Source organism: Bradyrhizobium sp. BRP22, assembly GCF_020194175.1.
In the GTDB taxonomy this organism is placed as follows: Bacteria; Pseudomonadota; Alphaproteobacteria; order Rhizobiales; family Xanthobacteraceae; genus Bradyrhizobium.
On record NZ_JADYVX010000005.1, the window covers coordinates 176,958 to 199,468 of the forward strand.

The following is a 22,511-nucleotide window of genomic DNA, read 5'->3' on the forward strand; positions in this document are numbered from 1 at the left end:
TTGGGGGTCAGCACGACTGCGTTGCGGTAAAGTCACACTCCGACGTGAACCGACCTGCGTTAGGTCCCCGTCACACCGCGACATAACGTTCCGCGCTAGAGATGCCGGTGGTATTTGGGGCGTGCTTCACAGCGGGACGTCGGCGATGGCGATAATGCGAACCTTCATCCTTGGCACTGCCGCGGGTCTGATGGCCGCCAGCAGTGCGCACGCGGCCGATCTTCCGGTCAAGGCGAAGGCCGTCGAATATGTGAAGGTCTGCTCGGCCTACGGCGCGGGCTTCTTCTACATCCCCGGTACCGACACCTGCATGAAGATCGGCGGCTATCTCCGGGTCGACGCCACATTCAATGGCGGCGTGCAGGGTTCACCGGCGTGGAACGGTGACGCAGGACAACATAACCGCTATTTCGACTACTTCGCCGCCCGATCCCGTATGCTCTTGTCAATCGATACCCGCACTGCGACTGAATATGGCGTGGTCCGGACTTTCGGGCAGGGCCGGTTTCAGTTCTCTACGCTCGGCAACAACACCTTCAACCCGAACGCGATCAACGGCTCGCTTCCGGTCGCCGGCTCGCAACTGCTCGACACTCCCGGCGGCGGCTACACGACCATCCAGTTCCTGTTTATCCAGTTCGCCGGCTTTACCTTCGGTCAGTCGGCGTCGGCCTACGCGTCGCCTTGGCAGGGCTTCCCCGGCAACATCTCGGACTTCCTGCTCGGAGGCCACAACAATGATACCGGCGTCAACAACATCCAGTACACAGCGGATTTCGGCAACGGAGTGACCGGCACCATCGGCCTCGACGATCCGACGGTGTGGGACCGCACCGCGGTCTACAACCTGTCGCTGCCGCTGAACGCCACGCTGAACACAGGCAACGCCTATGCCGGCGTTCATGCGCCCGATGTGGTCGGCAACATCCGCATCGACCAGGCCTGGGGTCTGTTCCAGATTTCCGCCGCGGCGCATGAGGTCAGCGGCTCCTACAATACGCTCAACGCGCTCGGCGCGCCGGCGGGCGCCGTCGGCCTGCCAGGCGCCGCGCCGACGCCGCTGTCGGAGATCTCCGGCCATCCGGACACCAAGTGGGGCGGCGCGGTGCAGGCCGCGCTGCAGATCAAGAATCTTCCGACTGGTGCCGGCGACGACATCAAGATGGACGCGAGCTATTCCAAGGGGGCGACGAAGTACATCATCTCCTCGTCTTCAACCTCGCCAAGCTTTGCCATGTTCGGCAGCACCAGCGCTCCCGGCTGTTCGCGATTCCCGCGGGCCTGCTTGCCGACCGCTTCTCACGGCGCGTCCTGATGGCGGGCTCCGAAGCGCTGCGCGCGGCGGCGCTGGCCGCAACGCTGCTGCTGATCTGGCTCGGCCTGCTGACGCTGCCCCTGCTTTCCGTGCTCGGCTTCGTCGCCGTGTGCGGGACCGTCGCCTATAGCGTCGCCGCGCCGGCGCTGGTGCCGTCGCTGGTGACGCCGGAACGGCTGTCCGTCGCGAACGCGCGGATCGAGCTGGCGCGCACCGTTGCTTTCGCCAGCGGCCCTGCGCTTGGCGGCGTGCTGGTGGGATGGCTCGGTGCCGCGCCCGCGTTCGGATTTGCCGCCGTACTCTCGGTGATCGCCGTGGTGCTGCTGGCCGGCATCCACGAGCCGGCCCGCACGCCCGCTCCGCGTCGGCATCCGCTGCTGGAGATCAAGGAAGGCGCCGTGTTCGTGTTCCGTCATGAGTTGCTGCGGCCGGTGTTCATCACCCAGTTCATCTTCAACACCGCCTCCTTCCTGCTGCTCGCGGTGTTCGTGCCCTATGCCGTCAGGCATCTCGACCTCTCCGCAACCGGCGTCGGCGCCACGCTCGCGATGTACGGCGTCGGCATGGTGGTCGGCGCGCTTGCCGCGACGCGGGTGATGCAGCGCCTTGCGTTCGGCACCGTGATCGGGCTCGGCCCGGTAACGGGCTTCATTGCCTCCGCCATCATGGCGCTGACAACGGTCGTCGCCACGCCGCTGCTTGCGGGCCTGAGCTTCTTCCTGCTCGGCGTCGGCCCCATCCTGTGGGTGATCTCGACCACCACGCTCCGGCAATCGGTCACGCCGCCCTCGCTGCTCGGCCGTGTCTCCGCCATCAACATCATGAGCTACGGCGCCCGCCCGCTCGGCTCCGCACTGGGCGCGATCGTCGGCGGATTTTTCGGCGCCGAGACCTGCCTCTACCTCGCTGCCGGAATCTTCGGCGCACAGGCGCTGGTGATCCTGCTTTCGCCCGCGGTCTCCCTCGTCAGGCAGCCTGATATGGTGAGCGAACCGGCGGCGTGTTGACGAGAGAAAGATCCAACTGATCTGATCCGCAACCGGAGAATGTTTTGCGTCATGGCCGAATATCCGGCCATGACGCTGGTCTTTCCCGCTTTGTATGATATACGTCATTCAATAGCGAAGCGGGAACATCATGACCGACCAGACTGCGACCCTCGACGCCGCCGAATCTCGCCTACAAGCCTCCTCCGGCGTCGTGCAGATCGCGGTTCTGGCTGCCCTTGCGGCCACCGGCACGCTGGCCACCAACATCCTGCTGCCGTCGCTGCCGCAGATGGCGGCCTCGCTGAAGGTGACGACCCCGGCGGTCACGTCGGCCATCACGATCTTTCTTGCCGTGTTCGCCCTTGGCCAGCTCGTGGTCGGCCCGATTTCGGACCGCTTCGGCCGTCGCTGGCCGGTCCTGATCGGTTTCGCGGTGTTCTTCGCCGGCAGCGTCTGGTGCAGTCTCGCAGAAGACCTCCCGAACCTTTTGATCGGCCGCGTCGTCCAGGCCGCCGGCGCCTGCGCAACCTCGGTGCTGTCGCGCGCCATTGCCCGCGACCTGTTCACGGGAGCCGCCCTGGCACGCGCGATGGCGCTGATCATGATCGCGATGGCGGCGGCGCCCGGCTTCTCTCCGCTGCTTGGCGGTGCGCTCGATCATTATTTCGGCTGGCGCTCGGAATTCGTGCTCGTCGCGGCCTTTGCGGCGCTCGGCGCCATCGCCTATGGCACCGCGCTCGGGGAAACCCATCATTCGACGCGGATCCCGCTAAACCCCCTCGCCATCACGCGCACTTATCTCGGCCTGATCGCAGATCGCCGCTTTGTGGTGCCGGCGGCGACTGTCAGTTTGATCCTGGGGAGCCTGTTTGCGATGTTCTCCGCCGCGCCGCGTATCTTGATCGAGGCGCTGCACTTTTCGCCGATCGAACTCGGCCTGTTCTTTGCCGGCACGGTGCTGATCGTGTTCGCCTCCGGCTGGCTCGCCACCAGGCTCGCACCGCGTCTTGGTCTCGATCGCTCGATCAAAGGCGCATTATGGGCGGCAGCCGCCGGAGGCGTCGCGATGCTCCTGGTCTCGCTCTTCACCCCGGCCTTCCTGCCATTCCTCGGCGCGATGAGCGTGTTCCTGCTCGGCATGGGCATCGTCAATCCGCTCGGCACCGCACAGGCGCTTTCGCCGTTCGGCGAGAAGGCAGGTGCGGCTTCCGCGCTGCTCGGCTTCTGGCAGATGATGAATGCTGCAATCGGGGTTTGGCTCGCCGCGACCGTGTCGCACGCGGCGATGTTCGGCCTCGGCGTGGTGTTGACCGCATTCTCACTGATGGCGGTCGGCCTGTACGCGCTGCGGGCGAAACGAAGCTAGTTCGGCGCTGCGCGTTCTGCCCGACCGGGCGTCTGCCCTTCAATTTGTAGACTCGGCGGGCTCGTCGCGAAAAGCCAGACAAAGTCGTGTCCTCGTCTAGAACATGATCTCCGCGCAAACGCTTCGCGTTTGTCTCCACTTTTCCGGATCATGTTCTAGCCAGACGTCCGTCGGTTGCCGTGGTCGTTTTTCCGAAGAGTCCACTTGAATTTTCGAGCGCATCTCTCCGGGCGCCATTGTCCTTCGCGATGAATCGCATGCGAGAAAATCCTCGGTCGCTGAGCTTTTGGCAGCTCCTGATGGCAATGCCATCCCGGAGCGGGCAAGGCGCTAGCTGAGCGAGGCGTGCCAAAATGCCCTAAGGCGGGGCGGGCGATTGATTTGACCCGCCAAAGCTTCTCACCTACGCTGCCAGCCTTAGAACTGCGCCAATAAAAAAACCAAAGGCGCCTTTGGGAGGAGACGGGAAATGCGCAAACGCATAACGGTCCTGTTCGCCTTCGTGGTGGCAGGTCTTTTCATGGCTTCGCCGGCCCCAGTGCTGTCCCAGGCCGCTCCGACGCCCTTGCTTCTGAAGGGACAGTCCTCACACCCCGCGGCAGCTAACTTCCACCAGATATTCAAGCTCTGGGCCGAAGAGGTCGAGAAGATGTCCGGTGGCCGGCTGAAGATCGAGACCATGCCGGGCGGGGCAATCGTCCCGCCGTTCGAAGTTTTCGACGCGACTTCGAAGGGCGTGCTTGACGTCGGCATGGCGCCCTTCGGGTACATCCAGGGTAGAAACACGGCCACAATTCCGATGTCGCACGGTCCGCTGTTCGGCATGGACGGGCAGGATTACTACGCCTGGTACTACGATGGCGGCGGCACCAAGCTGCTCGACGAATTCTACCGAGACGTGCTCAAACTGAACGTCGTCGGCTTCCCCATCCCGACCGACTACCCGCAAGGGCTTGGCTGGTTCAAGAAGCCGATCAATGGCCTGGCCGACCTCAAGGGCTTGAAGTACCGCATCTACGGCATCGGCGCTGAGACCTACGGACGGCTTGGCGTCGCGGTCGTGACGATACCCGGGCAAGAAATCGTGCCGGCGATGGAGCGCGGCGTGATCGAGGGCGCGGAATGGATCAATTGCCTGGAGGACAAGAAGCTCGGTTTGCACAAGGTTGCCAAGCACTATTACACGCCGGGCATGCATGAGCCGGTGACCGGCGGGCAGCTTATGATCAATGCAGACGTCTGGAAGAAGCTTACGCCCGACCTGCAGGAGATCGTCAAGGTGGCGTCCGTGTACGCCACGAACATGCGCAATTTCGCGTTCAACCGCGAAACCGCGGACGCCTGCCAGGAACTGCTGAAGGAAGGAGTTCAGATCCATCGCACGCCGGACGAGGTTCTGAAGAACTTCCTGGACGAGTGGGAAAAGATCCAGGCCGAGTACGCCGCGAAGAATCCCTTCTATCAGAAGGTGATCGACAGTCAGAAGAAGTACGCGGAGACCGTGGTGCCCTTCCGCCTGTCGTGGTGGCCACCGTACGACTTTGCGGGGCTCTATTACTGGAAGGACAAGATCTACCGCAAGGCGGCGGAAGCGCCTGCGAAATAGAGAGCCGGCACGCGTAGCCCGCGACCTGTGCTGCGGCGGGCCGCCGGATTCTCCGGCGCCTTCCCGGCGCAGGTACTTCCTCGTGAGGGGTACTGGCGGGCTGTGCTTCGCATGACACTGGCAAAGGGGAGCATCGATGCCGGCAGACACCGCGACGTCGCGCGCTGACGGCCCAAGCGGCGATTTCCCGCGGGCGTTCTACGCGGTCATTCGCGGGATCGACCATTTCTCCGATATCACCGGGAAGCTGATCGCCCTCTCGATGCTTTTCCTCGTGGTGTCGATCACCTACGAAGTCGTCGCGCGCTATTTCTTTCGCGCGCCGACAATCTGGGTCTACGAATCAAGCTACATGGTGAACGGCGCGGCGTTCATGCTGGGCTGCGGCTATGCGCTGCTCAAGGGCGCGCATGTCCGCACCGATATCTTCTGGGACAATTATTCCGAACGTGCCAAGGGCATCATCGATCTCGCCTCGTACCTGATCCTCTTCTTCCCGACGATGATCACCATGATGATGATCAGCGTCGATGATGCCTGGAGTTCGTACATACTCGACGAACGTTCGCAGGAGAGCATCTGGCGGGCGATCATGTGGCCCTTCCGCGCTTCGATCCCGTTGTCAGCGCTTCTCTTCATGATTCAGGGCATCTCCGAAGCGCTCAAGTGCTGGTACCAGATTCGTTTCGGGCGCGAGTTCCAGCATCGGGAGAAACTCGAAGTATGACCGGGCTCGAGCTCCTCGGCATGGTGATGTTGCTGGTGATGCTGGCAGCGATCTTCATCGGCCTGCCGATCAGCTTCACCCTGCTCTTCCTCGCGCTGATCTTCGGCTACTTTGGTCTTGGCGTCCGCGTCTTCAACCTCGCATATCTGCAAACCATTGGTCTGATGAAGCAGGATGAGTTCGTTGCGGTCCCGATGTTTATCCTGATGGGATATGTGTGCGACCAGGCGGGCCTCATGGAACGGCTGTTCAAGGCGTTCCGTGATCTGTTCGCGCCGGTGCATGGCGCGCTCTATGTGGTGGTGATCGTGACCGCGACCCTGTTCGGCATCGCCGCGGGCACGGTCGGAGCGACGGTTGCGCTGCTCGGCATCATGGCCGGCCCGATGATGATCAAGGCCGGCTACGACGTGCGCATGTCCGCCGGCGCCATCGCGGCCGGCGGCACGCTGGGCATCCTCATCCCGCCATCCGTGATGCTCGTGGTGATGGCGCCTGTGCTCGATATCTCGATCATCGATCTGTACGCGGCCGCGTTCGGCCCCGGCTTTCTGCTGTCGGGCATGTACATCGTCTACACGCTGGCGCGCAGCTACTGGAATCCCAAGCTCGGCCCGCCCGTCCCGAAGGAGGAGCGGCCCGACTCGATAAGAACCGTATTGTGGGAGTGCCTCGTCGGCCTCGTCCCGGTCACCGTTCTCACCATCATGACTCTGGGCGTGATCCTCGCTGGCCTGACCACGGCTGCCGAAGCCGCCGCACTTGGCGCGCTCGGCGCCATCCTGCTCGTCATCGCATACGGCCGCTTCACCTGGCGCGGGCTGCTCGACGCCTGCTACAACACGCTCGCGACGACCAGCATGGTGTTGTTCCTCGCAGTCGCCTCCAATGTTTTTGGCGCCGTGTTCGCCTGGCTTGGCACCGCCAACTGGATCACCAACGTGCTGCTTGCAGCGCCGTTGCCCGCATGGGGGACGATGACGCTGCTGCTGACCGTCATCTTCCTGCTCGGCTGGCCTTTCGAATGGCCGGCGATCGTGCTCATCTTCCTGCCGTTGCTCGCCCCCGTCGCCAAGGGGCTGGGGTACGACATGGTGTGGTTCGGCTGCATCGTGGCAGTGGTGTTGCAGACCGCATTCCTTTCGCCGCCGGTGGCGATGTCAGCCTATTACCTCAAGCAAGTGGTCAAGGAGTGGAATCTGAAACTCATTTACCGCGGCATGGCGGATTTCATGGTGATCCAGTGCATATGCGTGGCACTGGTCCTGGCGTTTCCGGCAATTGCCATGTGGTTCCCGAACTGGCTCGACGCGCGCCGCAAAGCGGAGCAGTCCATTCAGCTCATGCATCCTCTGCCAGCCAACGCCCTGTTGGAGGAGGGGAGAGTCAGGATCATGCGCTGACGCGGGTAGATTCCGCGCGAAGGCGCTGGACTATCCTTGCCTATGGCGAATCCGCGCGGCCTCACCGAGGACAACCTCTTGAGGCTCCACAGCTAGCTCGCGAGGTAGCGCTCGTACTTTCCGGCCACGACCTCGTCCGCAGCGACGTCCGGATTAAGCGTATAGAGATCCTGCGCCCGGCTGATGCCGCGCAGCGCAAAGCGGCCGGTCGAAACCAGATAGTTCCGCCCTGCCCCATCCAGGCCGTCCCGGAACGCCTGCGAGGTCAAGAGCTCCCGATCGACCGAGCTGCACATCGAAGCGATCCGGCTGACTTCATTGACCGCAGGTCCCACCACCGTGAAATCAAGCCGGTCCTCGCTGCCGATATTGCCATAGAACACCTCGCCCACATGCAATCCGACATAGGCTGACGTGGTCGGCCGCCCCTGAGTGGCGCGGCGGGCGTTGAGCGCCTGCAAATTGCGGCGGAAGCGGTGCTCGGCGCGGAGCGCCGCCCGTTTTGCGATCCCCATGTTCTCCTGCGTGAACATCGCCAGCACGCCGTCGCCGATCAGCTTCAGCACCTCGCCGCCGGCGTCATGGATGGCGTCGATCGAAGCCTGCGCATAATCGTTGAGGAAAGGGATGATCTCGTCCGGCCCGATGCGCTCGCTGATCGCGGTCGAGCCGCGAACGTCCGAATACCACAACACCGCCTTGATACGCTCGGTGATGCCGCGCGAGATGCGGCCGCGCATCACCTGCTCGGCGGTCTCTCGCCCCAGATAGACGCGCGCCAAGGTGCGCGCGATGTCGACTTGCGCTGCCGACTTCACCGCGAGCCCCAGCACCGGCACCAGATCGCGCAGCGCCGCCATGTGATGTGCGTCGAACCCCTCGGACCGGCGGGTGGTCCAGTAGGAGTAGAAGCAGTCCATCTCGCCGATCGTGCCGGCTTCGCCGAACCGGTGCACGAAGGCGACGAAATGCTTGTGGCCCTTCTCCGCAATCTCGTTGATCATCGAGAAATCGAGCGTGGCGCAATCGGCCAGGTCGATCGCCATCTCGTCGTGCCCGTTTTGCAGCATGTGGTAGAAGATCGAACGTCGCCAGGTCTGCCCGGCATCGCCGCTGGAGGTCGAGCCATACTCAAAAATGTCGCTCTCGTTGGTCTCGGCGTCGTTCCAGCGGAACCCGCGGCCCTCGAAGATCGGGTGGAGCGTGTCGATGAAGACCAAGCCGCGCGACAACGGTATGCCGCCGGCGCGGCAGCGCTCGCAGAAACCGCGCAACAGATCGTTCTCGGAGAGGCCTGTCAGGCCCTGGCTGACCAGCCAGTTCATCAGGCGCAGGCGGGGAGCAAGTTCCATGCGCCGATTATGCCGGGCAATCGTGTCGCCCGAAAGATCGGTTGGCGGCCTTGACGACACTTCTGTGACCGGGGCAAATGCCTAAACAGAAGACAGAAACGCGACGGCCCGATGAGCGCCCGGCAGCTCCCGATCATTCTGGCGCTCGGCACCACCCAGACCCTGGCCTGGGCCTCGAGCTATTACCTGCCCGCGGTGCTCGCCGATCCCATCGCGCGCGATCTCGGCATTGCACCCAACTGGATCTTCGCCGCTTTCTCCGCCTCATTGGTGCTTTCGGCCCTGCTCGGCCCCCGGATCGGCCGCCAGATCGACCTCGTCGGCGGCAGGTCCGTGCTGTCGATCTCAAATCTGACCCTGGCGGCCGGGCTGGTGCTGCTCGGCCTCACGCAGTCCATTCCGCTGCTGTTGCTTGCATGGCTCTTCCTCGGCATCGGCATGGGATACGGCCTCTATGATGCCGCGTTCGGTGCGCTCGGGCGCATCTATGGCGAAGCGGCGCGGCGGCCGATCACGGGCATCACGCTGATGGCGGGCTTTGCCTCCACCGTCGGCTGGCCACTGAGCGCGTGGGGGCTGGAGACGATCGGCTGGCGCGACACCTGCTTTGCCTGGGCGGCGGCCCACCTTCTGATCGGCCTGCCGCTCAACTGGCTGATGCTGCCGCCAGTGCCCGGCGCCAAGGCCGCGGCGGCAAATGCGGTGAAGCCGCATATCCCGATCGACCGCCCCATGATCCTGCTGGCGTTTGCGTTTGCGACCGCCTGGACCGTCACCGGCGCGATGGCGGCGCATTTCCCGCGCATCCTGGAGGCGGCCGGCGCGACCCCGGTGCAGGCAATCGCCGCCGGCGCCCTGATCGGTCCGGCGCAGGTCGGGGCGCGCGTGATCGAGGCATGGCTGCTCAGCCGTTATCACCCGCTGCTCTCGACCGAGCTCGCCTGTCTCGGCCACCCGATCGGCGCCGCGATCGTGGCAATCGCCGGCGGCGGCGCAGCAAGCGTCTTCGCGCTTTGCCACGGCGCCGGCAACGGCATCCTGACGATTTCCCGCGGCACCTTGCCGCTCGCGATCTTCGGCGCGCAGAACTACGCCTACCGCCTCGGCATCATCGGCGCACCGGCCCGGATGGCGCAGGCAGCAGCCCCGCTGCTCTTCGGGCTGCTGCTCGACCATATGGGTAGCGGCATCCTGATCGTCTCCTCGGCGCTCAGCCTGGCGGCGCTCGGCGCACTGCTCTTGCTGCGCCAGAAGCGCGTGTCGCCGCAATAGGCACCCTTCCCTTCGCGCGCCGTTTCGCGCACAACTTGATCCCAGAAGCCCGACAATCGATTGGGAAGGCAGTAGTCATGGCAAGCGAAATGCCGCCGTCGATCCGACGCATCAATCCGCCAGAGCTCGGGACACCTCCCGGCTATTCACAGGTTGTGGAAGCCACCGCTCGCCGCTTCATCTTCATCGCCGGCCAAACCGCCGCGGACCAGGACGGGGCTGTCATTGGAAAAGGTGATTTCGGTGTCCAGGCAGAGCGGGTGTTTGAGAATCTTACCGCCGCGCTTCGCGCAAGCGGCTGCACGCCAGCCAATCTCGTGAAACTTACCGTGTTTCTCACGGACATGAACAATCTCGCTCGCTATCGCGAAGCGCGCAGCCGTTTCTTCGCTTCGGTTACGCCCGCAGCCGCGCCGGCGGTAACGCTGGTGGAAGTATCAAAGCTCTACGGCCCCGATTTCCTGATCGAGGTCGAGGCGATCGCAGCCGCTTGAGGCTTCGCCCAATCGCGCCTGGCCTCAAGGCGCGTGCGCCGGCTCGTGGTGCGGACAGGCCTCGACCTCGATCGTGATATGGCTGAGGCCGAGCAGACCGCCGAGGCGGCGCTTGTAGGTGACGGGCGGCAGCGGATGGTCGGAAACGACCGAGATTACCGCCGCGCGATGGCCGGGGCCGACCTGCCAGAGATGCAGATCAGTCACGCGGTCACCCTTGATCTCGAGCCGCTCGCGAATGACGGCTTCGAGCTTCTTGTCGGGGCTGACATCGAGCAGAACAGCGCCTGACGCCTTGATCAGGCCGTAGGCCCAGCTCGCGATCACCGCACTGCCGATGATCCCGACCGCCGGATCGGCCCAAACCCATCCCGCGGACATCGCAACCAGCAACGCCGCAATGGCGAGAATGGAGGTCGCGGCATCCGCCATCACGTGGACATAGGCGGCACGAAGATTGTTGTCGTGGTGGTGATGATGATCGTCGTCGTGATCATGGGCATGGCCACGACCGTGATGATGGTCGTGATCGTCGCGGAGCAGCCAGGCGCTGGTGAGATTGACGGCAAGTCCGAGCACCGCAACTGAAATCGCCTCCCCGTAAGCAATCGAGACCGGATGAAGCAGCCGGTCCACACTCTCCCAGGCAACCTGCACGGCAATCATCGCCAGGATGATCGCGCTCGCAAAGGCGGCGAGATCGCCGAACTTGCCGGTGCCGAAACTGAAATGCGCATTGCCGGCCTGCCGCCGCGCGAACAAATAAGCCAGCCCGGCAATGCCCAGCGCCGCCGCATGCGTTCCCATGTGCCAGCCGTCGGCAAGCAGCGCCATCGAGCCGGACCACCACCCCGCCGCGATCTCGCCGATCATCATGACCGTGGTCAATGCCACCACGAGCCAGGTGCGCCGTTCGTTATGCTCGTGCTTTGCGCCCAGGAACATATGCTCGTGGGTCCACTGATCGATCGAATGCGAGTGCATGGCTCATTCCTCGGATATTGCGTACGTCACAATATAGGCGCTCCAGCGGGAAGGTCCTAAATGGGACCGTCGCTGTTAGACCAATTCTTCCGGCGCCAGCTTGCAGGCCGCGCCGTCGGCCTCGACCTGCAGCGTTGCATGGTGAATCCTGAAGCGGTGCGAGAGCTCCGCGCAGACGTGGTGCAGGAACGCATCGTCGTGTCCGCCCGGCCGGACCAGATGCGCAGTCAGCGCGGTCTCGTTGGTGCTCATCGCCCAGATGTGCAGATCGTGCACCTCGGAGACGCCATCGAGCCTGCGGAGAAACTCCCTCACCTCGGCAAGTTCGATACCCCGCGGCACCGCATCGAGCGCGAGGTTGACGCTGTCGCGCATCAGACCCCAGCCGCTCACCACCACGACCAGCGCGATGAGGAGGCTGATCGCCGGATCGATCCACAGCCATCCCGTTGACATGATCAGGAGCGCTGCGATGACGACGCCCAGCGAGACGCTGGCATCGGCGGCCATATGGAGGTAGGCGCCGCGGATGTTGAGGTCGCCGTGCCGACCGCGCATGAACAGCAGTGCCGTGCCGCCATTGATGAGAATGCCGAGCGCCGCGACCCAGACCACCGTCCAGCTCGCCACCTCGGCCGGCTCGCGCAGCCGGTCGAGCGCCTCCACCGCGATGCCGCCGACGGCGATCAAGAGCAGCCCGGCATTGAACAGCGCGGCCAGGATCGAGGCGCGGCGATAGCCGTAAGTGTGCGTATCCGTCGGCCGCCTCCCCGCCAGCCACGCTGCGCCCCATGCCAGCAGCAGCGAGAACACGTCGGAGAGATTGTGGACGGCATCAGAGATCAGCGCCAGCGAATTGGCGGCATAGCCGAACACCAGCTCTGCGATCACGAAGGCGGTGTTGAGCGAGGCGCCAATGGCAAAGGCCCGGCCGAAATCATCCGGCGCGTGGCTGTGCCCGGCATGATCGTGCGCATGGGAATGATCGTGATGATGCGCCATGCCGATGGTTATAGCGCGCCGATTTACGAATACTATTACAGCAATTCCGCTGTCGTCCCGGCCTTGAGCGGGGACGGCGAGATTTCCATGCCGCGCAGGACTACTCCACCGCGCGATTGAACTTGTTGGACTTCGGCAGGCCGTGCGCGAGGCGGCCGGCATCGGCGCGGTTGCCGCGCCAGTCGGAGAGCTCCTTCATGCTCATGCCGTGCTCGCGGCCGGCGGAATCCTTCCAGGTCAAGCCCACGCTGGAATCGAACACCGCGACGTCGGACAGCGAGGCGCTGGTATATTTCTGCAGCCGCACGCCGCGGCCGCGGGCCATTTCCGGCACCTGATCGAGCGGAAACAGCACCATCTTGTGGTTGGTACCGATCACCGCGACGGTGTCGCCCGCCACGGTCGCGATCGCGCGCGCCTCGTTCGGCATCTCGACGTTCAGCACCTGCTTGCCCTTGCGGGTGGTGCCGACGCAGTCGTCCTCGTTGACGACGAAGCCCTGCCCCTCGCTGCTCGCGATCAGGAACTTGCGGCCGCCCTTGTTGACGAACAGCGACACGATTGCTGCATCCTGCTCCATGTCGATGAACATGCGGATCGGCTCGCCATGGCCGCGCCCGCCCGGCAGCTTTGCAACGTCGAGCGAGTAGAACTTGCCATTGGTGGCGAACAGCAGCAGTTTCGACGTGGTCTCGGCGAAGAAGGCGTGGTCGAGCTTGTCGTCGGTCTTGAAGGCGAGCCCCGAGAGATCGGCGACATGGCCCTTGAGCGTGCGCACCCAGCCTTTCTCGGAGATCACGATCGTCACCGGCTCGCGTTCGACGAAGGCTTCCTCGATCGCAGCGAGATCGTGCTCGGGCGCGTCGGCAAAAGTGGTGCGGCGCTTGCCGAGCGGCGTCTTCGGTCCGAACATGTCGCGGACCTTCCGCACCTGCTCGCCGACCTTGGACCACTGCTCGGGCTCGGAGCGGAGCAGCGCCTCGATACCCTTCAGCTCCTTGCGGAGGTCCTTGTCCTCGGTCCGGATCTCCATCTCCTCGAGCCTGCGCAGGGAGCGCAGGCGCATGTTGAGAATGGCGTCGGCCTGGACATCGCTGAGCTTGAACGTCTTCATCAGCACCGGCTTCGGCTCGTCCTCGGTGCGGATGATCTTGATCACCTTGTCGATGTTCAGATAGGCGATCAGGTAGCCGCCGAGGATCTCCAGCCGGTTCTCGATCTGGCCCTTGCGATAGTTGGTGCGGCGCACCAGCACATCGCGCAGGTGGTCGAGCCATTCGCGAAGGCACTCGGCGAGGCCGACCACCTTGGGAATTTTCCCTTTCACCAGCACGTTGAGATTCAGCGAAATCTTGCTTTCCAGCTCGGTCAACCGGAACAGCGATTCCATCATCAGCTCTGGGTCGACATTGCGCGACTTCGGCTCGATCACCAGCCGAACGTCATCCGCCGACTCGTCCCTGACCTCGCCGACCAGCGGCAGCTTCTTCTGGTCGATGAGCTCGGAAATCTTCTCGACCAGGCGTGACTTCTGCACCAGCCACGGGATCTCAGTGACCACGATCACCCAGGTGCCGCGTGCACCCTCTTCCTGCTTCCAGCGCGCACGCGTGCGGAACGAGCCGCGGCCGGTGCTGTAGGCCTCGGTGATCGCTTCCTTGGAATCGATGATGATGCCGCCGGTCGGGAAATCCGGTCCCTTGACCCATCTGAGCAGCGCCTTCGACTTGGCATCGGGCTTCTCGATCAGGTGCAGCGCGGCGTCGCAGAGCTCGGCGGCGTTGTGCGGCGGGATCGAGGTCGCCATGCCCACCGCGATGCCCTGCGAGCCGTTGGCCAGCAGGTTCGGGAAGCCGCCGGGCAGGACCACCGGCTCTTTGCCACTGTTGTCGTAGGTCGGGCGGAACTCGACCGCGTCCTCGTCGATGCCGTCCAGCAGCAACCGGGCGACGTCGGTCAGCCGCGCCTCGGTGTAACGCATCGCGGCGGGGTTATCGCCGTCGATGTTGCCGAAATTGCCCTGACCGTCGACCAGCGGATAGCGCGAGGAGAAATCCTGCGCGAGGCGCACCATGGCGTCATAGATCGCCTGGTCGCCATGGGGATGGTACGAGCCCATCACCTCGCCGACGATCTTGGCTGACTTCTTTGGGATAACGCCCGGATCGAGCCGCAGCAGCCGCATCCCGTAGAGGATGCGCCGATGCACCGGTTTCAACCCGTCGCGGGCGTCCGGCAGCGCGCGATGCATGATGGTCGAGAGCGCGTAAGCGAGATAGCGCTCTTCCAGCGCATCGCGCAGCGGCACCTCGTGAATTTCAGGCCGTTCCGGCGGAATCAGTGGCTTTCCCATGCCGACGGGTTAACCGCTTCGGGCGAATCGGGCAAGAATCGATTCGGCTTCGTACCCCGCAGAAAAGCCCGATTTTTCAGCCCGCGCCAGCCAGGGTCGCCGGATCCGGCGTGGCATGGCCATTGGCGATGGTGAATTGCGGGATATGGCCGAGCCCGGTCACGAGCGCGGCATCCGCGCCGAGCGGCTTCTTCCACTCGTGCCCCTCGGTCAGGATCACGCCGATGCCGACCACATCGGCGCCGGCCTGCCGCACCAGCTTCAGGGTTGCCGCCAGGCTCGAGCCGGTCGCCACGACGTCATCGACCACAACGACCCGCCTGCCCTTCAGCAACGGGATGGCGCGGCGGTCGAGCAGCAGACGCTGCGATCCTGATGAGGTCACCGATTGCACATATTCGACCAGCGCGTCGCCGAGATGAATCTTCGGCGATTTCTGCACGATGACGTATTGATCGAGCCCGAGATGACGCGAGACTTCGATCGCGACGGGAATGCCGAGCGTCGCCGCGCCGACCACGATGTCCGGCTTCTTCTCCTTCAGCCGCGCGGCCAGCGCCTTCCCGATCCGCTCGCCGAAGCCGACGCCCATGTCGATCACCATCAGCAGCGAGATCGCCAGCCGCTCGTTGATGGCGACGAGCGGCAGCTCCGTCGGCTCGCCGGCGATGTCGACGGTATAGGTGGCGGGGGTCAGTGCGTTCATGTGGTCTTGCCCGGGTTCGTTAGTGGGAAGTCGGTTTGGATCGTGAGCCAGCCGATGTCGCGCCAGCTCGTGCGCGCCATCTTCGGATCGAAGCCGTAGATGGACAGCGAAAGCGCGATCGTTTCGGCCATGCGGAAGGTCTGCACCATCAGCGGCACGCCGCGCGCCAGCGCATAGAGAATGCGCCGCGGCAGCGGACCGCGATCGAGCTCAAGGCCGCGCGCCCGCTGGGTCTCACCGATGCTCTGGAACTCCTCACGCATCAGGGGGATCATGCCGACGACGAGCACCAGCACGAGCGTCAGCGAGCCCGGCAAGCGGAGCCGGCTGCAGGCCGCGAGCAGGGTGCCGGCCGAGGTGGTCTCGATCGCGACGAAGAAGCTGCCGGTGGTGGCGATCAGGCGGAACGCCATGCGCAGCGCATCGTCGATCGCGACGACGAGCGGTGTCCCGTTCCAGACGAAGCTCAAGGTCCAGCTCAGCGTCACCAGGGCGCCGACCAGCGCCATCAGTTTCAGGTAGCCTTTGGTCTGCGGCAGACGGCAGGCGATCACGACCGCCAGCACGATCGCGGCGATCGCGCCGGCAGTCAGCGCGCTGCCGGCGACCCAGCCGAGCGACGATAGCAGCAACGCCGCCAGCAATTTGAGGAACGGATTGATGCGATCAAGCCGATGCACGCTGTCCTCCTCCGATCGTCCCGACGTGATGATCCGGGCGCGGCCAGCCGCGGCGCGCAAATACGTCCGAGGACCAGGCCACCTCGGTGGTTCCGTCAAAGGCCAGCCGCCCATCCTCCAGGATCAGCACGCGGTCTGCGGCGCAGTCGACAAGCTGCAGATCGTGCGAAACCAAAAGCGCCGCGCAACCCCTTGTACGGCAACGATCGAGAAAGGCCAGCACGCCGGCGCGGGAGACGCTGTCGCAGGCGATCAGCGGCTCGTCCAGGATCACGACCGAAGGCGCAGTTGCCTCGATGCACACAAGCGCCAGCATCAGTTGCTCGCGCGCCGACAGCGCGAATGGCGAAAGCTCAGCCCGGTCGGCAAGGCCGACGCCCTTCAGAAGTTCGATCGCGCGGTCGCGATGCGCAGCCACGGCCTTGGCGCCGGCATCGCCGCCGGACAGCGAGAACACGACCTCCTCCACCACCGAGAGCAGGAAGAACATCCGCCGCAAATTCTGCGCGACATAGCCGATCTGGCCCGCCCGCCGCGCGATGGTCCAGCCGGCGCTATCGTGACCATTGATTTCGATCGTCCCGCCAGCCGCCTTCTGCAGGCCGAGCAGCGTGCGCATCAGCGTCGTCTTGCCGGCGCCGTTGCTGCCGATCAGCGCGGCCACCTCGCCCTTGCCGAGTGCCAGGTCGATCGACCGCAGCACCGGCTCGCCGTTCGGACGGCGAAGCGTGCTCGAAAGCTGCCTGACCGAGAGCGCCGCACCCGACTGCACCAGCGGTACTACGGCACGCGGCAGTGGCGGCGCAAAGGGCGGCTCGATACCGGCGACCGCATACGGCGCTGTGGCGCGAGCGGCCGCCTGCCACGGCAGATCATCGATGATCCGCCCCTCCTTCAGGAACACCACGCGATCAGCCACGCCGTCGAACCAGGCAAGGTCTTGCTCGGCGATCAACAGCGTCAGCTTCGTCTTCCTGAGTTCGCGCAGGATGCCGATCATGCGCAGCCGCGCGTCGGGATCGATTCCGCTGGTCGGCTCATCCAGGATCAGCACATCCGGCTGCCAGACCAGCGCCGAGGCGAGCGCCGCGATCCGGCGTTCGCCGCCGGAGAGCGTCCGCACCGTGCGCCCGATCAGCCGGCCGATGTTCATCTGTTCGATCACGCCGGCGACGCGCGCGCGGATCTCCGCCCGCGGCACACCCCGGTTCTCCAGCGGAAAGGCGATCAGATCCTCGACGGACAGATCCCAGACCTGGTCCTCGACCGATTGCAGCACGAGGCCGACGCGGCGAAACAGCTCACTCCCACTGATCGCGCCGAGATCTGTGCCGTCGAGCGCCACCGCGCCCTGCATGTGGTGAGGCCGGATCAGCTTCGGAATGAGACCGGCCGCGACCGCAAGCAGCGTCGATTTTCCCGAACCGCCCGCCCCCGTCACCATCGTGGTGCTGCCGGCTTCGAGACAGAGATTGATATCGGACAGCACGTCGGCGTCGGCCCGAAAGCCGACGCTCACCTCGCGCAGATCGAGCATCCAATGCGCTCCCGACGGCGGTCAGAACCGGTGCAGCGTGCCGCGGCTGATGCCGGCCAGCAGTTTTGCGCCTGGCCGCACCAGCAGCGGCGTTCCAATCACCATCGGCACGATGTCGGACAGGCCGAGATAGAGCATCGCATACCAGAACGGGAAAATGCCGAGCATCGCGAGACTGGCCGACACCGCCGCCACCATGATGATGCCGACCACCGCGCAGATCACCGCGATCTTGAGCAGCACCGGCATCGACAGGTCGAAATTGGTCTTGCGCAGATTGATCAGCAGCGGCGGTGCGGCGCCGGTCAGCCCGACCATGATGCCGTCGACGATAAGCGAATGCGCTGGAATGAATGTGCCGGCCAGCAGCGACCACACGATGGTGCCGATATAGCCGCAGATGAACCCGCTCTTCGGCCCGAGCAGCAGCCCGATCAACGGCGGCAGGAACGCAAAGATGCGCCATTGGATCACGCCCGGCACGAGCTGGATCGGATTGGCATAGGCCCACAACACCCCCGTCGCCACACCGCAGACGACCGCAAGGACGATGGGAAAGAAACCGACCGAGTCGGATTCGCTGTAGGTGATTTGCGTACTCATTGCATGCTCCCCGTCATGAGTTTGCCCAGAGATTTTCAGGCAAGTTTCGGGCCATGCGCTATGGAACAAGGCTGAGGATCGCACGCAATCGAACCACTACAGATGCATTCGCAATTTCGACGGGCATCCCGTGAGTGATTTGCTAGCCGGGGTGTTGCCCCAGATGGAACGCACCGCTCGCTGCGCGTGGCGGCAGTCGCGGTCAGAACGGGTCGATGCCGGTCCTGACGCGGCGGCGAGCCACCGCGTTGATAAAGCCTTCCCTGGCGTCGGAATGCCCCTGCCCGCGCGGCTCGAGCACGTTGCGCAGCAGGAAGCGGCCGGTGAGCGCAAAGCCGTCGAGCAGGTCCTGGTCCGACCAGATGCTGCCGTCGTCAACGTCCTCGCGCAGGAAGGGCGGCAGCGGCATCAGGCGGTCGCGCCAGGGTTCGCCGGCGGCGCGGGAGACCGCCCCGCCGGATTTCGGCGAGACGTAGACCAGTTCGGATGTCGCCCCGGTCGCCGCGCAGTTCGAGAGGTCGAGCCCGAAGCCGAGTTCGGCCAGCATCGCCAGTTCGAAGCGGATGAGATGGACCGCGGCGGCGCCGGCGTCCTCGAAATCATCCAGCGTCTGCTCCAGCATCTCATAGATGTCCTGGTGCGGATCGCGCTCGGGCAACAGCCGCGCCAGAGAAGCCAGATGAGTGACGCCGTAGACGGCATGCGACGACGCCAGCAAATTGGCAGCGCGCAGCCGCGTGCCATCGAGCTGGTAATAGCCGAGATGCTCGTCGAGCCGCGCCCGCCACATCGCGGTGACGCTGTTGCCGGGCTGCAGCAGCGGCCGCATCCGCGCGCTGGCCCCGCCGCGCACCAGGCCGAGATGGCGGCCGTGCTCGCGCGTCAACAGTTCGACAATGGCGGACGATTCGCCATGCCGCCGCACCCCGAGCACGATGCCTTCGTCGGTCCATTCCATGGCGCGGAGATTAGCATGCAGGGTGGGCAAAGCGTAGCGTGCCCAATACCTCTTGCACCGATCGTGAATGGAGGGCACGCTTCGCTTGCCCACCTTGCGCGCGACCACACGCTCCTACGCGTTGAACCAGCCCTGAGCGTCGCCGGTGAAGGAGAAATAGAGCCCGGCCGCCGTCAGCGCGCAGGAGATCACCTCGACGCCGCTGTCGAACTGAACCCCAGCGCTGCCGATCACCTGCAACAGCGAGATCATGGACAGGAAGAGCACCGCGGCCAGCACCCAGCGCGGCCAGTTCTTGCGCCGCTGCGCAGCCAGGTAGACGAAATAGACCAGGAGCATGATCAGGCCGGCCTGCATCAAGGTGACGGCCGTGATCATCTGTTCCGTCATCTCGCCACTCGGGGTGCGGTCCTGGAACGCCACCGACAGTGCGTCCAGCGTCAGCGACAGATACAGCAGCACCTCGAACAGAAGCACGTTTCTGGGTACTTTCATCGGAAGAACCCGATCATTCCTTGGGAAACTCCAGTCCCATTTCCCGGTAGCGGTCGGGATCGTCGCCCCAATTCTCGCGCACCTTGACGAACAGGAACAGGTGCACGGGAACACCCATGATCTCGGCGATCTCCTTCCGCGCCTCGGCGCCGATCGACTTGATCGTGGCACCTCCTTTGCCGAGCACGATCTTGCGCTGACTCTCGCGCTCGACAAAAATCGTCTGCTCGATGCGGATCGACTTGTCGTTGCGCTCGGTCCAGCTATCGGTCTCCACCGTCGATTGATACGGCAGCTCCTGGTGGAGCTTCTGGTAGATCTTCTCCCGCGTGATCTCGGCCGCCAGGTGCCGCATCGGCGCGTCCGACATCTGGTCCTCGGGATAGAGGAACGGCCCGGCCGGCACCATGCCTGCCAGCGCCCGGCGCAGGTCGTCGACACCATCGCCAGACAACGCCGAGATCATGAAAGTGTTCTCGAACCGCAGGCGGTCATTGGCGGCCTTCGCCAGCGCCAGCAATTTTTCGCGCGGCACCAGGTCGATCTTGTTCAGCACCAGGATCTTTGGATGGGCGACGCTGTCGAGCCTGGCGAAGATCGCCTCCGCTTCCGGATCGATGCCGGACTTGGCGTCGAGCAGCACGCAGACGAGGTCGGCATCGTGCGCTCCGCTCCAGGCGGTCGACACCATGGCGCGATCGAGCCGCCGTCTCGGCGCGAAGATGCCGGGCGTGTCGACCAGGATAATCTGCGCATTGGCCTCGATCACGATGCCGCGGATCAGCGCCCGCGTGGTCTGCACCTTGCGCGAGACGATGGTGACCTTCGAGCCGACCAGCGCGTTCACGAGCGTCGACTTGCCGACGTTCGGCGCGCCGATCAGGGCGACGAAGCCGCAGCGCGTCCCGGCTGGACCAGCTTCCGCCTGCGCCTCAGCCGTCATGACTGCCGGCGCCTTCGCGGGCGATCATTGCGGACGCCGCCGCCTTCTCCGCAGCGCGCTTGTTGGGGCCGACACCCTCGGCCGGCGCCAGGCCCGGAAGATCGACGGCGACGCGGAATTGCGGGTCGTGATGCGGCCCGGTGCGTTCGACCTCGCGGTAGACGGGCGTCGGCAGACCCCTGCTCTGCGCCCATTCCTGCAGCATGGTCTTGGGATCGCGCAGCGGCCGGCGCAGCTTGCGCATCCGCTCGATCCAGTTGCGCTCCACGAACTTCGCGGCGGCGTCATAGCCTCCATCGACGAAGATGGCCCCGATCACGGCCTCACAGACGTCACCCAGCACGGATTTGCGCAACCGCGCGCCCTCGACCGCCTTGACCATGCCGAGCTTGATGTCGTCGAGCAGGCCGAGCTGCTCGGCAACGTCGGCGCAGCTTTCCTTGCGCACGAGATCGGCGAGACGCTTCGACAATTCGCCCTCGTCCGCACGCGGATGGGCGCGATAGAGCATGTCCGAGATGATCAATCCAAGCACGTGATCGCCAAGGAACTCCAGCCGCTGGTAGCTGTCGGCGCGGTGGCGGGTCGCCGGCTTCAGCGCGGAGACATGCGTGAACGCCGTCATCAACAGCGCCGGATCGGAGAACTTGTAGCCGATCCGCGCTTCGGTTGCGGCGATCGCCTCCTTCTCGGCGGCCGCCTTGCTGGCCTTGCTGCGCTTCTTCTTCGGCGCAAGGGTGCTGCCCGCGTCGGGCTGCTCGCTCGGCTCGCCGGCAGTCGGAAGACTCTGGATGACAGGCGTATCGTCGTTCATCGCACGATAGTGAATAGGCGATTCCAGCGCACCGCGGTCGGCCAGCGCCAGAACATCCAGGCGTGCTCGCCTTCGGCGATCGAGAAGAAGATCATCTGCGCCCTCCCGACGATGTTCTCGAACGGCACGTAGCCCACCGCCGACAGCACCCGGCTGTCGGTCGAATTGTCGCGATTGTCTCCCATCATGAAGAAATGGCCGGCCGGCACGGTGTAGACATTGGTGTTGTCGTAGAAGCCGTTGTCGACGCAATCCAGCGTCTCATAGCTGACGCCGTTGGGCAGCGTCTCCTTCCAGCGCTTGACGCGCGCGGTGGCGTCGGACCCGCAGGGGTCCTCGCCCATGAAATCGCTCAGCCGCTCGCGCTTGACCGGGGTGTCGTTGATGTAGAGCAGCCCCTCCTTCATCTGGATGCGGTCGCCCGGCAGCCCGATCACGCGCTTGATGTAGTCGGTCGAATCGTCCTTCGGCAGGCGGAAGACGACGATGTCGCCGCGGTTCGGCTCCTGACCGAAGATGCGGCCGGAAAACAAGGGCGGCGACAGCGGGATCGAGTAGTGGCTATAGCCGTAGGAATATTTCGACACGAACAGGTAGTCGCCGACCAGGAGCGTCGCCTTCATCGAGCCGGAAGGGATATTGAAAGGCTGGAACAGGAAGGTTCGGATGACGAGCGCGATGATCAGCGCGTGGATGACGACCCGGACTGTCTCGCCGAGGCCGCTTTCGGATTTCGTCCCTGTGGTCACGCTCATCGCTTTCCCAATTCCCGCAACTGCCTGCGCCGTGGCAGAACGCGCTCCTCACGCGAATCGCGCTTTCCGCGTTCGCGTCACGAAGATGGTTCCTACGTCTGATGTAGAGAGCAAGTCCCGGCGCGAACCCGAATTTGCCCTGGCTCGGTTTACTCTG

20 protein-coding genes and 1 pseudogene are annotated in these 22,511 nt (G+C 64.5%); 8 read left to right on the plus strand and 13 right to left on the minus strand.

The window, feature by feature from the left end; genetic code table 11:
* Positions 1-190: 190 nt before the first annotated feature.
* The 6 genes and pseudogenes from I6F35_RS09325 (at position 191) to I6F35_RS09350 (ending at position 7,406) form a co-directional block, all read left to right on the plus strand.
* On the plus strand, positions 191-1,315 hold the full coding sequence (locus I6F35_RS09325; RefSeq protein WP_225117514.1) for a porin: 1,125 nt from the start codon (positions 191-193) through the stop codon (positions 1,313-1,315).
* A pseudogene (locus I6F35_RS09330) lies at positions 1,261-2,322 on the plus strand (MFS transporter); the annotation flags it as partial. The gene I6F35_RS09325 and the pseudogene I6F35_RS09330, both read left to right, overlap by 55 nt.
* A 130-nt stretch (positions 2,323-2,452) precedes the next feature.
* Positions 2,453-3,670, plus strand: coding sequence for a Bcr/CflA family efflux MFS transporter (locus I6F35_RS09335; protein ID WP_225117355.1), 1,218 nt, complete (start codon positions 2,453-2,455; stop codon positions 3,668-3,670).
* Positions 3,671-4,139: 469 nt separating this feature from the next.
* Entirely contained in the window at positions 4,140-5,276 is a 1,137-nt protein-coding gene (locus tag I6F35_RS09340) for a TRAP transporter substrate-binding protein (RefSeq protein ID WP_225117356.1), read from the plus strand.
* Positions 5,277-5,412: 136 nt separating this feature from the next.
* Positions 5,413-6,003 (plus strand): TRAP transporter small permease subunit, encoded by a 591-nt coding sequence (locus I6F35_RS09345; protein WP_225117357.1) that lies wholly within the window; start codon positions 5,413-5,415, stop codon positions 6,001-6,003.
* On the plus strand, positions 6,000-7,406 hold the full coding sequence (locus tag I6F35_RS09350) for a TRAP transporter large permease subunit (protein WP_225117358.1): 1,407 nt from the start codon (positions 6,000-6,002) through the stop codon (positions 7,404-7,406). The genes I6F35_RS09345 and I6F35_RS09350 overlap by 4 nt, the downstream gene beginning before the upstream one ends.
* Before the next feature lie 92 nt (positions 7,407-7,498).
* Here I6F35_RS09350 and I6F35_RS09355 read toward each other — a convergent pair whose 3' ends face one another.
* Positions 7,499-8,758, minus strand: a complete 1,260-nt coding sequence (locus I6F35_RS09355) for an adenylate/guanylate cyclase domain-containing protein (RefSeq protein WP_225117359.1) — start codon at positions 8,756-8,758, stop codon at positions 7,499-7,501.
* 111 nt (positions 8,759-8,869) lie between these two features.
* On the opposite strand from I6F35_RS09355, the gene I6F35_RS09360 reads away from it, so the two are divergent.
* On the plus strand, positions 8,870-10,030 hold the full coding sequence (locus I6F35_RS09360; protein WP_225117360.1) for an MFS transporter: 1,161 nt from the start codon (positions 8,870-8,872) through the stop codon (positions 10,028-10,030).
* A gap of 77 nt (positions 10,031-10,107) precedes the next feature.
* Positions 10,108-10,524 carry a RidA family protein gene (locus I6F35_RS09365; RefSeq protein WP_225117361.1) on the plus strand — a complete coding sequence of 139 codons (417 nt, stop codon included), beginning with the start codon at positions 10,108-10,110 and terminating at the stop codon, positions 10,522-10,524.
* A gap of 24 nt (positions 10,525-10,548) precedes the next feature.
* Here the strand turns inward: I6F35_RS09365 and dmeF are convergent, their stop codons facing one another.
* The 12 genes from dmeF to lepB all read right to left on the minus strand — a co-directional run bounded on the left by dmeF (position 10,549) and on the right by lepB (position 22,354).
* Entirely contained in the window at positions 10,549-11,508 is a 960-nt protein-coding gene (gene dmeF / locus I6F35_RS09370; protein WP_225117362.1) for a CDF family Co(II)/Ni(II) efflux transporter DmeF, read from the minus strand.
* 75 nt (positions 11,509-11,583) lie between these two features.
* Entirely contained in the window at positions 11,584-12,510 is a 927-nt protein-coding gene (locus I6F35_RS09375) for a cation diffusion facilitator family transporter (RefSeq protein ID WP_225117363.1), read from the minus strand.
* Between the two features lie 100 nt (positions 12,511-12,610).
* Entirely contained in the window at positions 12,611-14,863 is a 2,253-nt protein-coding gene (gene parC / locus I6F35_RS09380) for a DNA topoisomerase IV subunit A (protein WP_225117364.1), read from the minus strand.
* Positions 14,864-14,939: 76 nt separating this feature from the next.
* Positions 14,940-15,569, minus strand: a complete 630-nt coding sequence (locus I6F35_RS09385; protein ID WP_225117365.1) for a phosphoribosyltransferase family protein — start codon at positions 15,567-15,569, stop codon at positions 14,940-14,942.
* The gene (locus tag I6F35_RS09390) at positions 15,566-16,249 is read right to left on the minus strand and encodes an energy-coupling factor transporter transmembrane component T (RefSeq protein WP_225117366.1); all 684 of its coding nucleotides are present in this window, start codon (positions 16,247-16,249) and stop codon (positions 15,566-15,568) included. Before I6F35_RS09390 ends, I6F35_RS09385 begins: the two co-directional genes overlap by 4 nt.
* Positions 16,236-17,786 (minus strand): ATP-binding cassette domain-containing protein, encoded by a 1,551-nt coding sequence (locus I6F35_RS09395; RefSeq protein ID WP_225117367.1) that lies wholly within the window; start codon positions 17,784-17,786, stop codon positions 16,236-16,238. The genes I6F35_RS09390 and I6F35_RS09395 overlap by 14 nt, the downstream gene beginning before the upstream one ends.
* Before the next feature lie 21 nt (positions 17,787-17,807).
* The gene (locus tag I6F35_RS09400; RefSeq protein WP_225117368.1) at positions 17,808-18,389 is read right to left on the minus strand and encodes an aminotriazole resistance protein; all 582 of its coding nucleotides are present in this window, start codon (positions 18,387-18,389) and stop codon (positions 17,808-17,810) included.
* Between the two features lie 202 nt (positions 18,390-18,591).
* A complete protein-coding gene (recO, locus tag I6F35_RS09405; RefSeq protein WP_225117369.1) occupies positions 18,592-19,347 on the minus strand; it encodes a DNA repair protein RecO in 756 nt (251 codons plus the stop codon).
* A 114-nt stretch (positions 19,348-19,461) separates the two neighbouring features.
* Positions 19,462-19,842 carry a hypothetical protein gene (locus I6F35_RS09410; protein ID WP_225117370.1) on the minus strand — a complete coding sequence of 127 codons (381 nt, stop codon included), beginning with the start codon at positions 19,840-19,842 and terminating at the stop codon, positions 19,462-19,464.
* A 13-nt stretch (positions 19,843-19,855) separates the two neighbouring features.
* Positions 19,856-20,785 (minus strand): GTPase Era, encoded by a 930-nt coding sequence (era, locus tag I6F35_RS09415; RefSeq protein WP_225117371.1) that lies wholly within the window; start codon positions 20,783-20,785, stop codon positions 19,856-19,858.
* Positions 20,775-21,599, minus strand: coding sequence for a ribonuclease III (gene rnc, locus I6F35_RS09420; protein ID WP_225117372.1), 825 nt, complete (start codon positions 21,597-21,599; stop codon positions 20,775-20,777). The genes era and rnc overlap by 11 nt, the downstream gene beginning before the upstream one ends.
* The gene (gene lepB, locus I6F35_RS09425) at positions 21,596-22,354 is read right to left on the minus strand and encodes a signal peptidase I (RefSeq protein WP_225117373.1); all 759 of its coding nucleotides are present in this window, start codon (positions 22,352-22,354) and stop codon (positions 21,596-21,598) included. Before lepB ends, rnc begins: the two co-directional genes overlap by 4 nt.
* Positions 22,355-22,511: the final 157 nt, after the last annotated feature.

Bases quoted from the DNA above. Each gene is read 5' to 3' on its own strand.
- I6F35_RS09325 (WP_225117514.1), top strand. From the start codon at position 191: ATGGCCGCCAGCAGTGCGCACGCGGCCGATCTTCCGGTCAAGGCGAAG.
- I6F35_RS09335 (WP_225117355.1), top strand. From the start codon at position 2,453: ATGACCGACCAGACTGCGACCCTCGACGCCGCCGAATCTCGCCTACAA.
- I6F35_RS09340 (WP_225117356.1), top strand. From the start codon at position 4,140: ATGCGCAAACGCATAACGGTCCTGTTCGCCTTCGTGGTGGCAGGTCTT.
- I6F35_RS09345 (WP_225117357.1), top strand. From the start codon at position 5,413: ATGCCGGCAGACACCGCGACGTCGCGCGCTGACGGCCCAAGCGGCGAT.
- I6F35_RS09350 (WP_225117358.1), top strand. From the start codon at position 6,000: ATGACCGGGCTCGAGCTCCTCGGCATGGTGATGTTGCTGGTGATGCTG.
- I6F35_RS09355 (WP_225117359.1), bottom strand. From the start codon at position 8,758: ATGGAACTTGCTCCCCGCCTGCGCCTGATGAACTGGCTGGTCAGCCAG.
- I6F35_RS09360 (WP_225117360.1), top strand. From the start codon at position 8,870: ATGAGCGCCCGGCAGCTCCCGATCATTCTGGCGCTCGGCACCACCCAG.
- I6F35_RS09365 (WP_225117361.1), top strand. From the start codon at position 10,108: ATGGCAAGCGAAATGCCGCCGTCGATCCGACGCATCAATCCGCCAGAG.
- dmeF (WP_225117362.1), bottom strand. From the start codon at position 11,508: ATGCACTCGCATTCGATCGATCAGTGGACCCACGAGCATATGTTCCTG.
- I6F35_RS09375 (WP_225117363.1), bottom strand. From the start codon at position 12,510: ATGGCGCATCATCACGATCATTCCCATGCGCACGATCATGCCGGGCAC.
- parC (WP_225117364.1), bottom strand. From the start codon at position 14,863: ATGGGAAAGCCACTGATTCCGCCGGAACGGCCTGAAATTCACGAGGTG.
- I6F35_RS09385 (WP_225117365.1), bottom strand. From the start codon at position 15,569: ATGAACGCACTGACCCCCGCCACCTATACCGTCGACATCGCCGGCGAG.
- I6F35_RS09395 (WP_225117367.1), bottom strand. From the start codon at position 17,786: ATGCTCGATCTGCGCGAGGTGAGCGTCGGCTTTCGGGCCGACGCCGAC.
- I6F35_RS09400 (WP_225117368.1), bottom strand. From the start codon at position 18,389: ATGAGTACGCAAATCACCTACAGCGAATCCGACTCGGTCGGTTTCTTT.
- recO (WP_225117369.1), bottom strand. From the start codon at position 19,347: ATGGAATGGACCGACGAAGGCATCGTGCTCGGGGTGCGGCGGCATGGC.
- I6F35_RS09410 (WP_225117370.1), bottom strand. From the start codon at position 19,842: ATGAAAGTACCCAGAAACGTGCTTCTGTTCGAGGTGCTGCTGTATCTG.
- era (WP_225117371.1), bottom strand. From the start codon at position 20,785: ATGACGGCTGAGGCGCAGGCGGAAGCTGGTCCAGCCGGGACGCGCTGC.
- rnc (WP_225117372.1), bottom strand. From the start codon at position 21,599: ATGAACGACGATACGCCTGTCATCCAGAGTCTTCCGACTGCCGGCGAG.
- lepB (WP_225117373.1), bottom strand. From the start codon at position 22,354: ATGAGCGTGACCACAGGGACGAAATCCGAAAGCGGCCTCGGCGAGACA.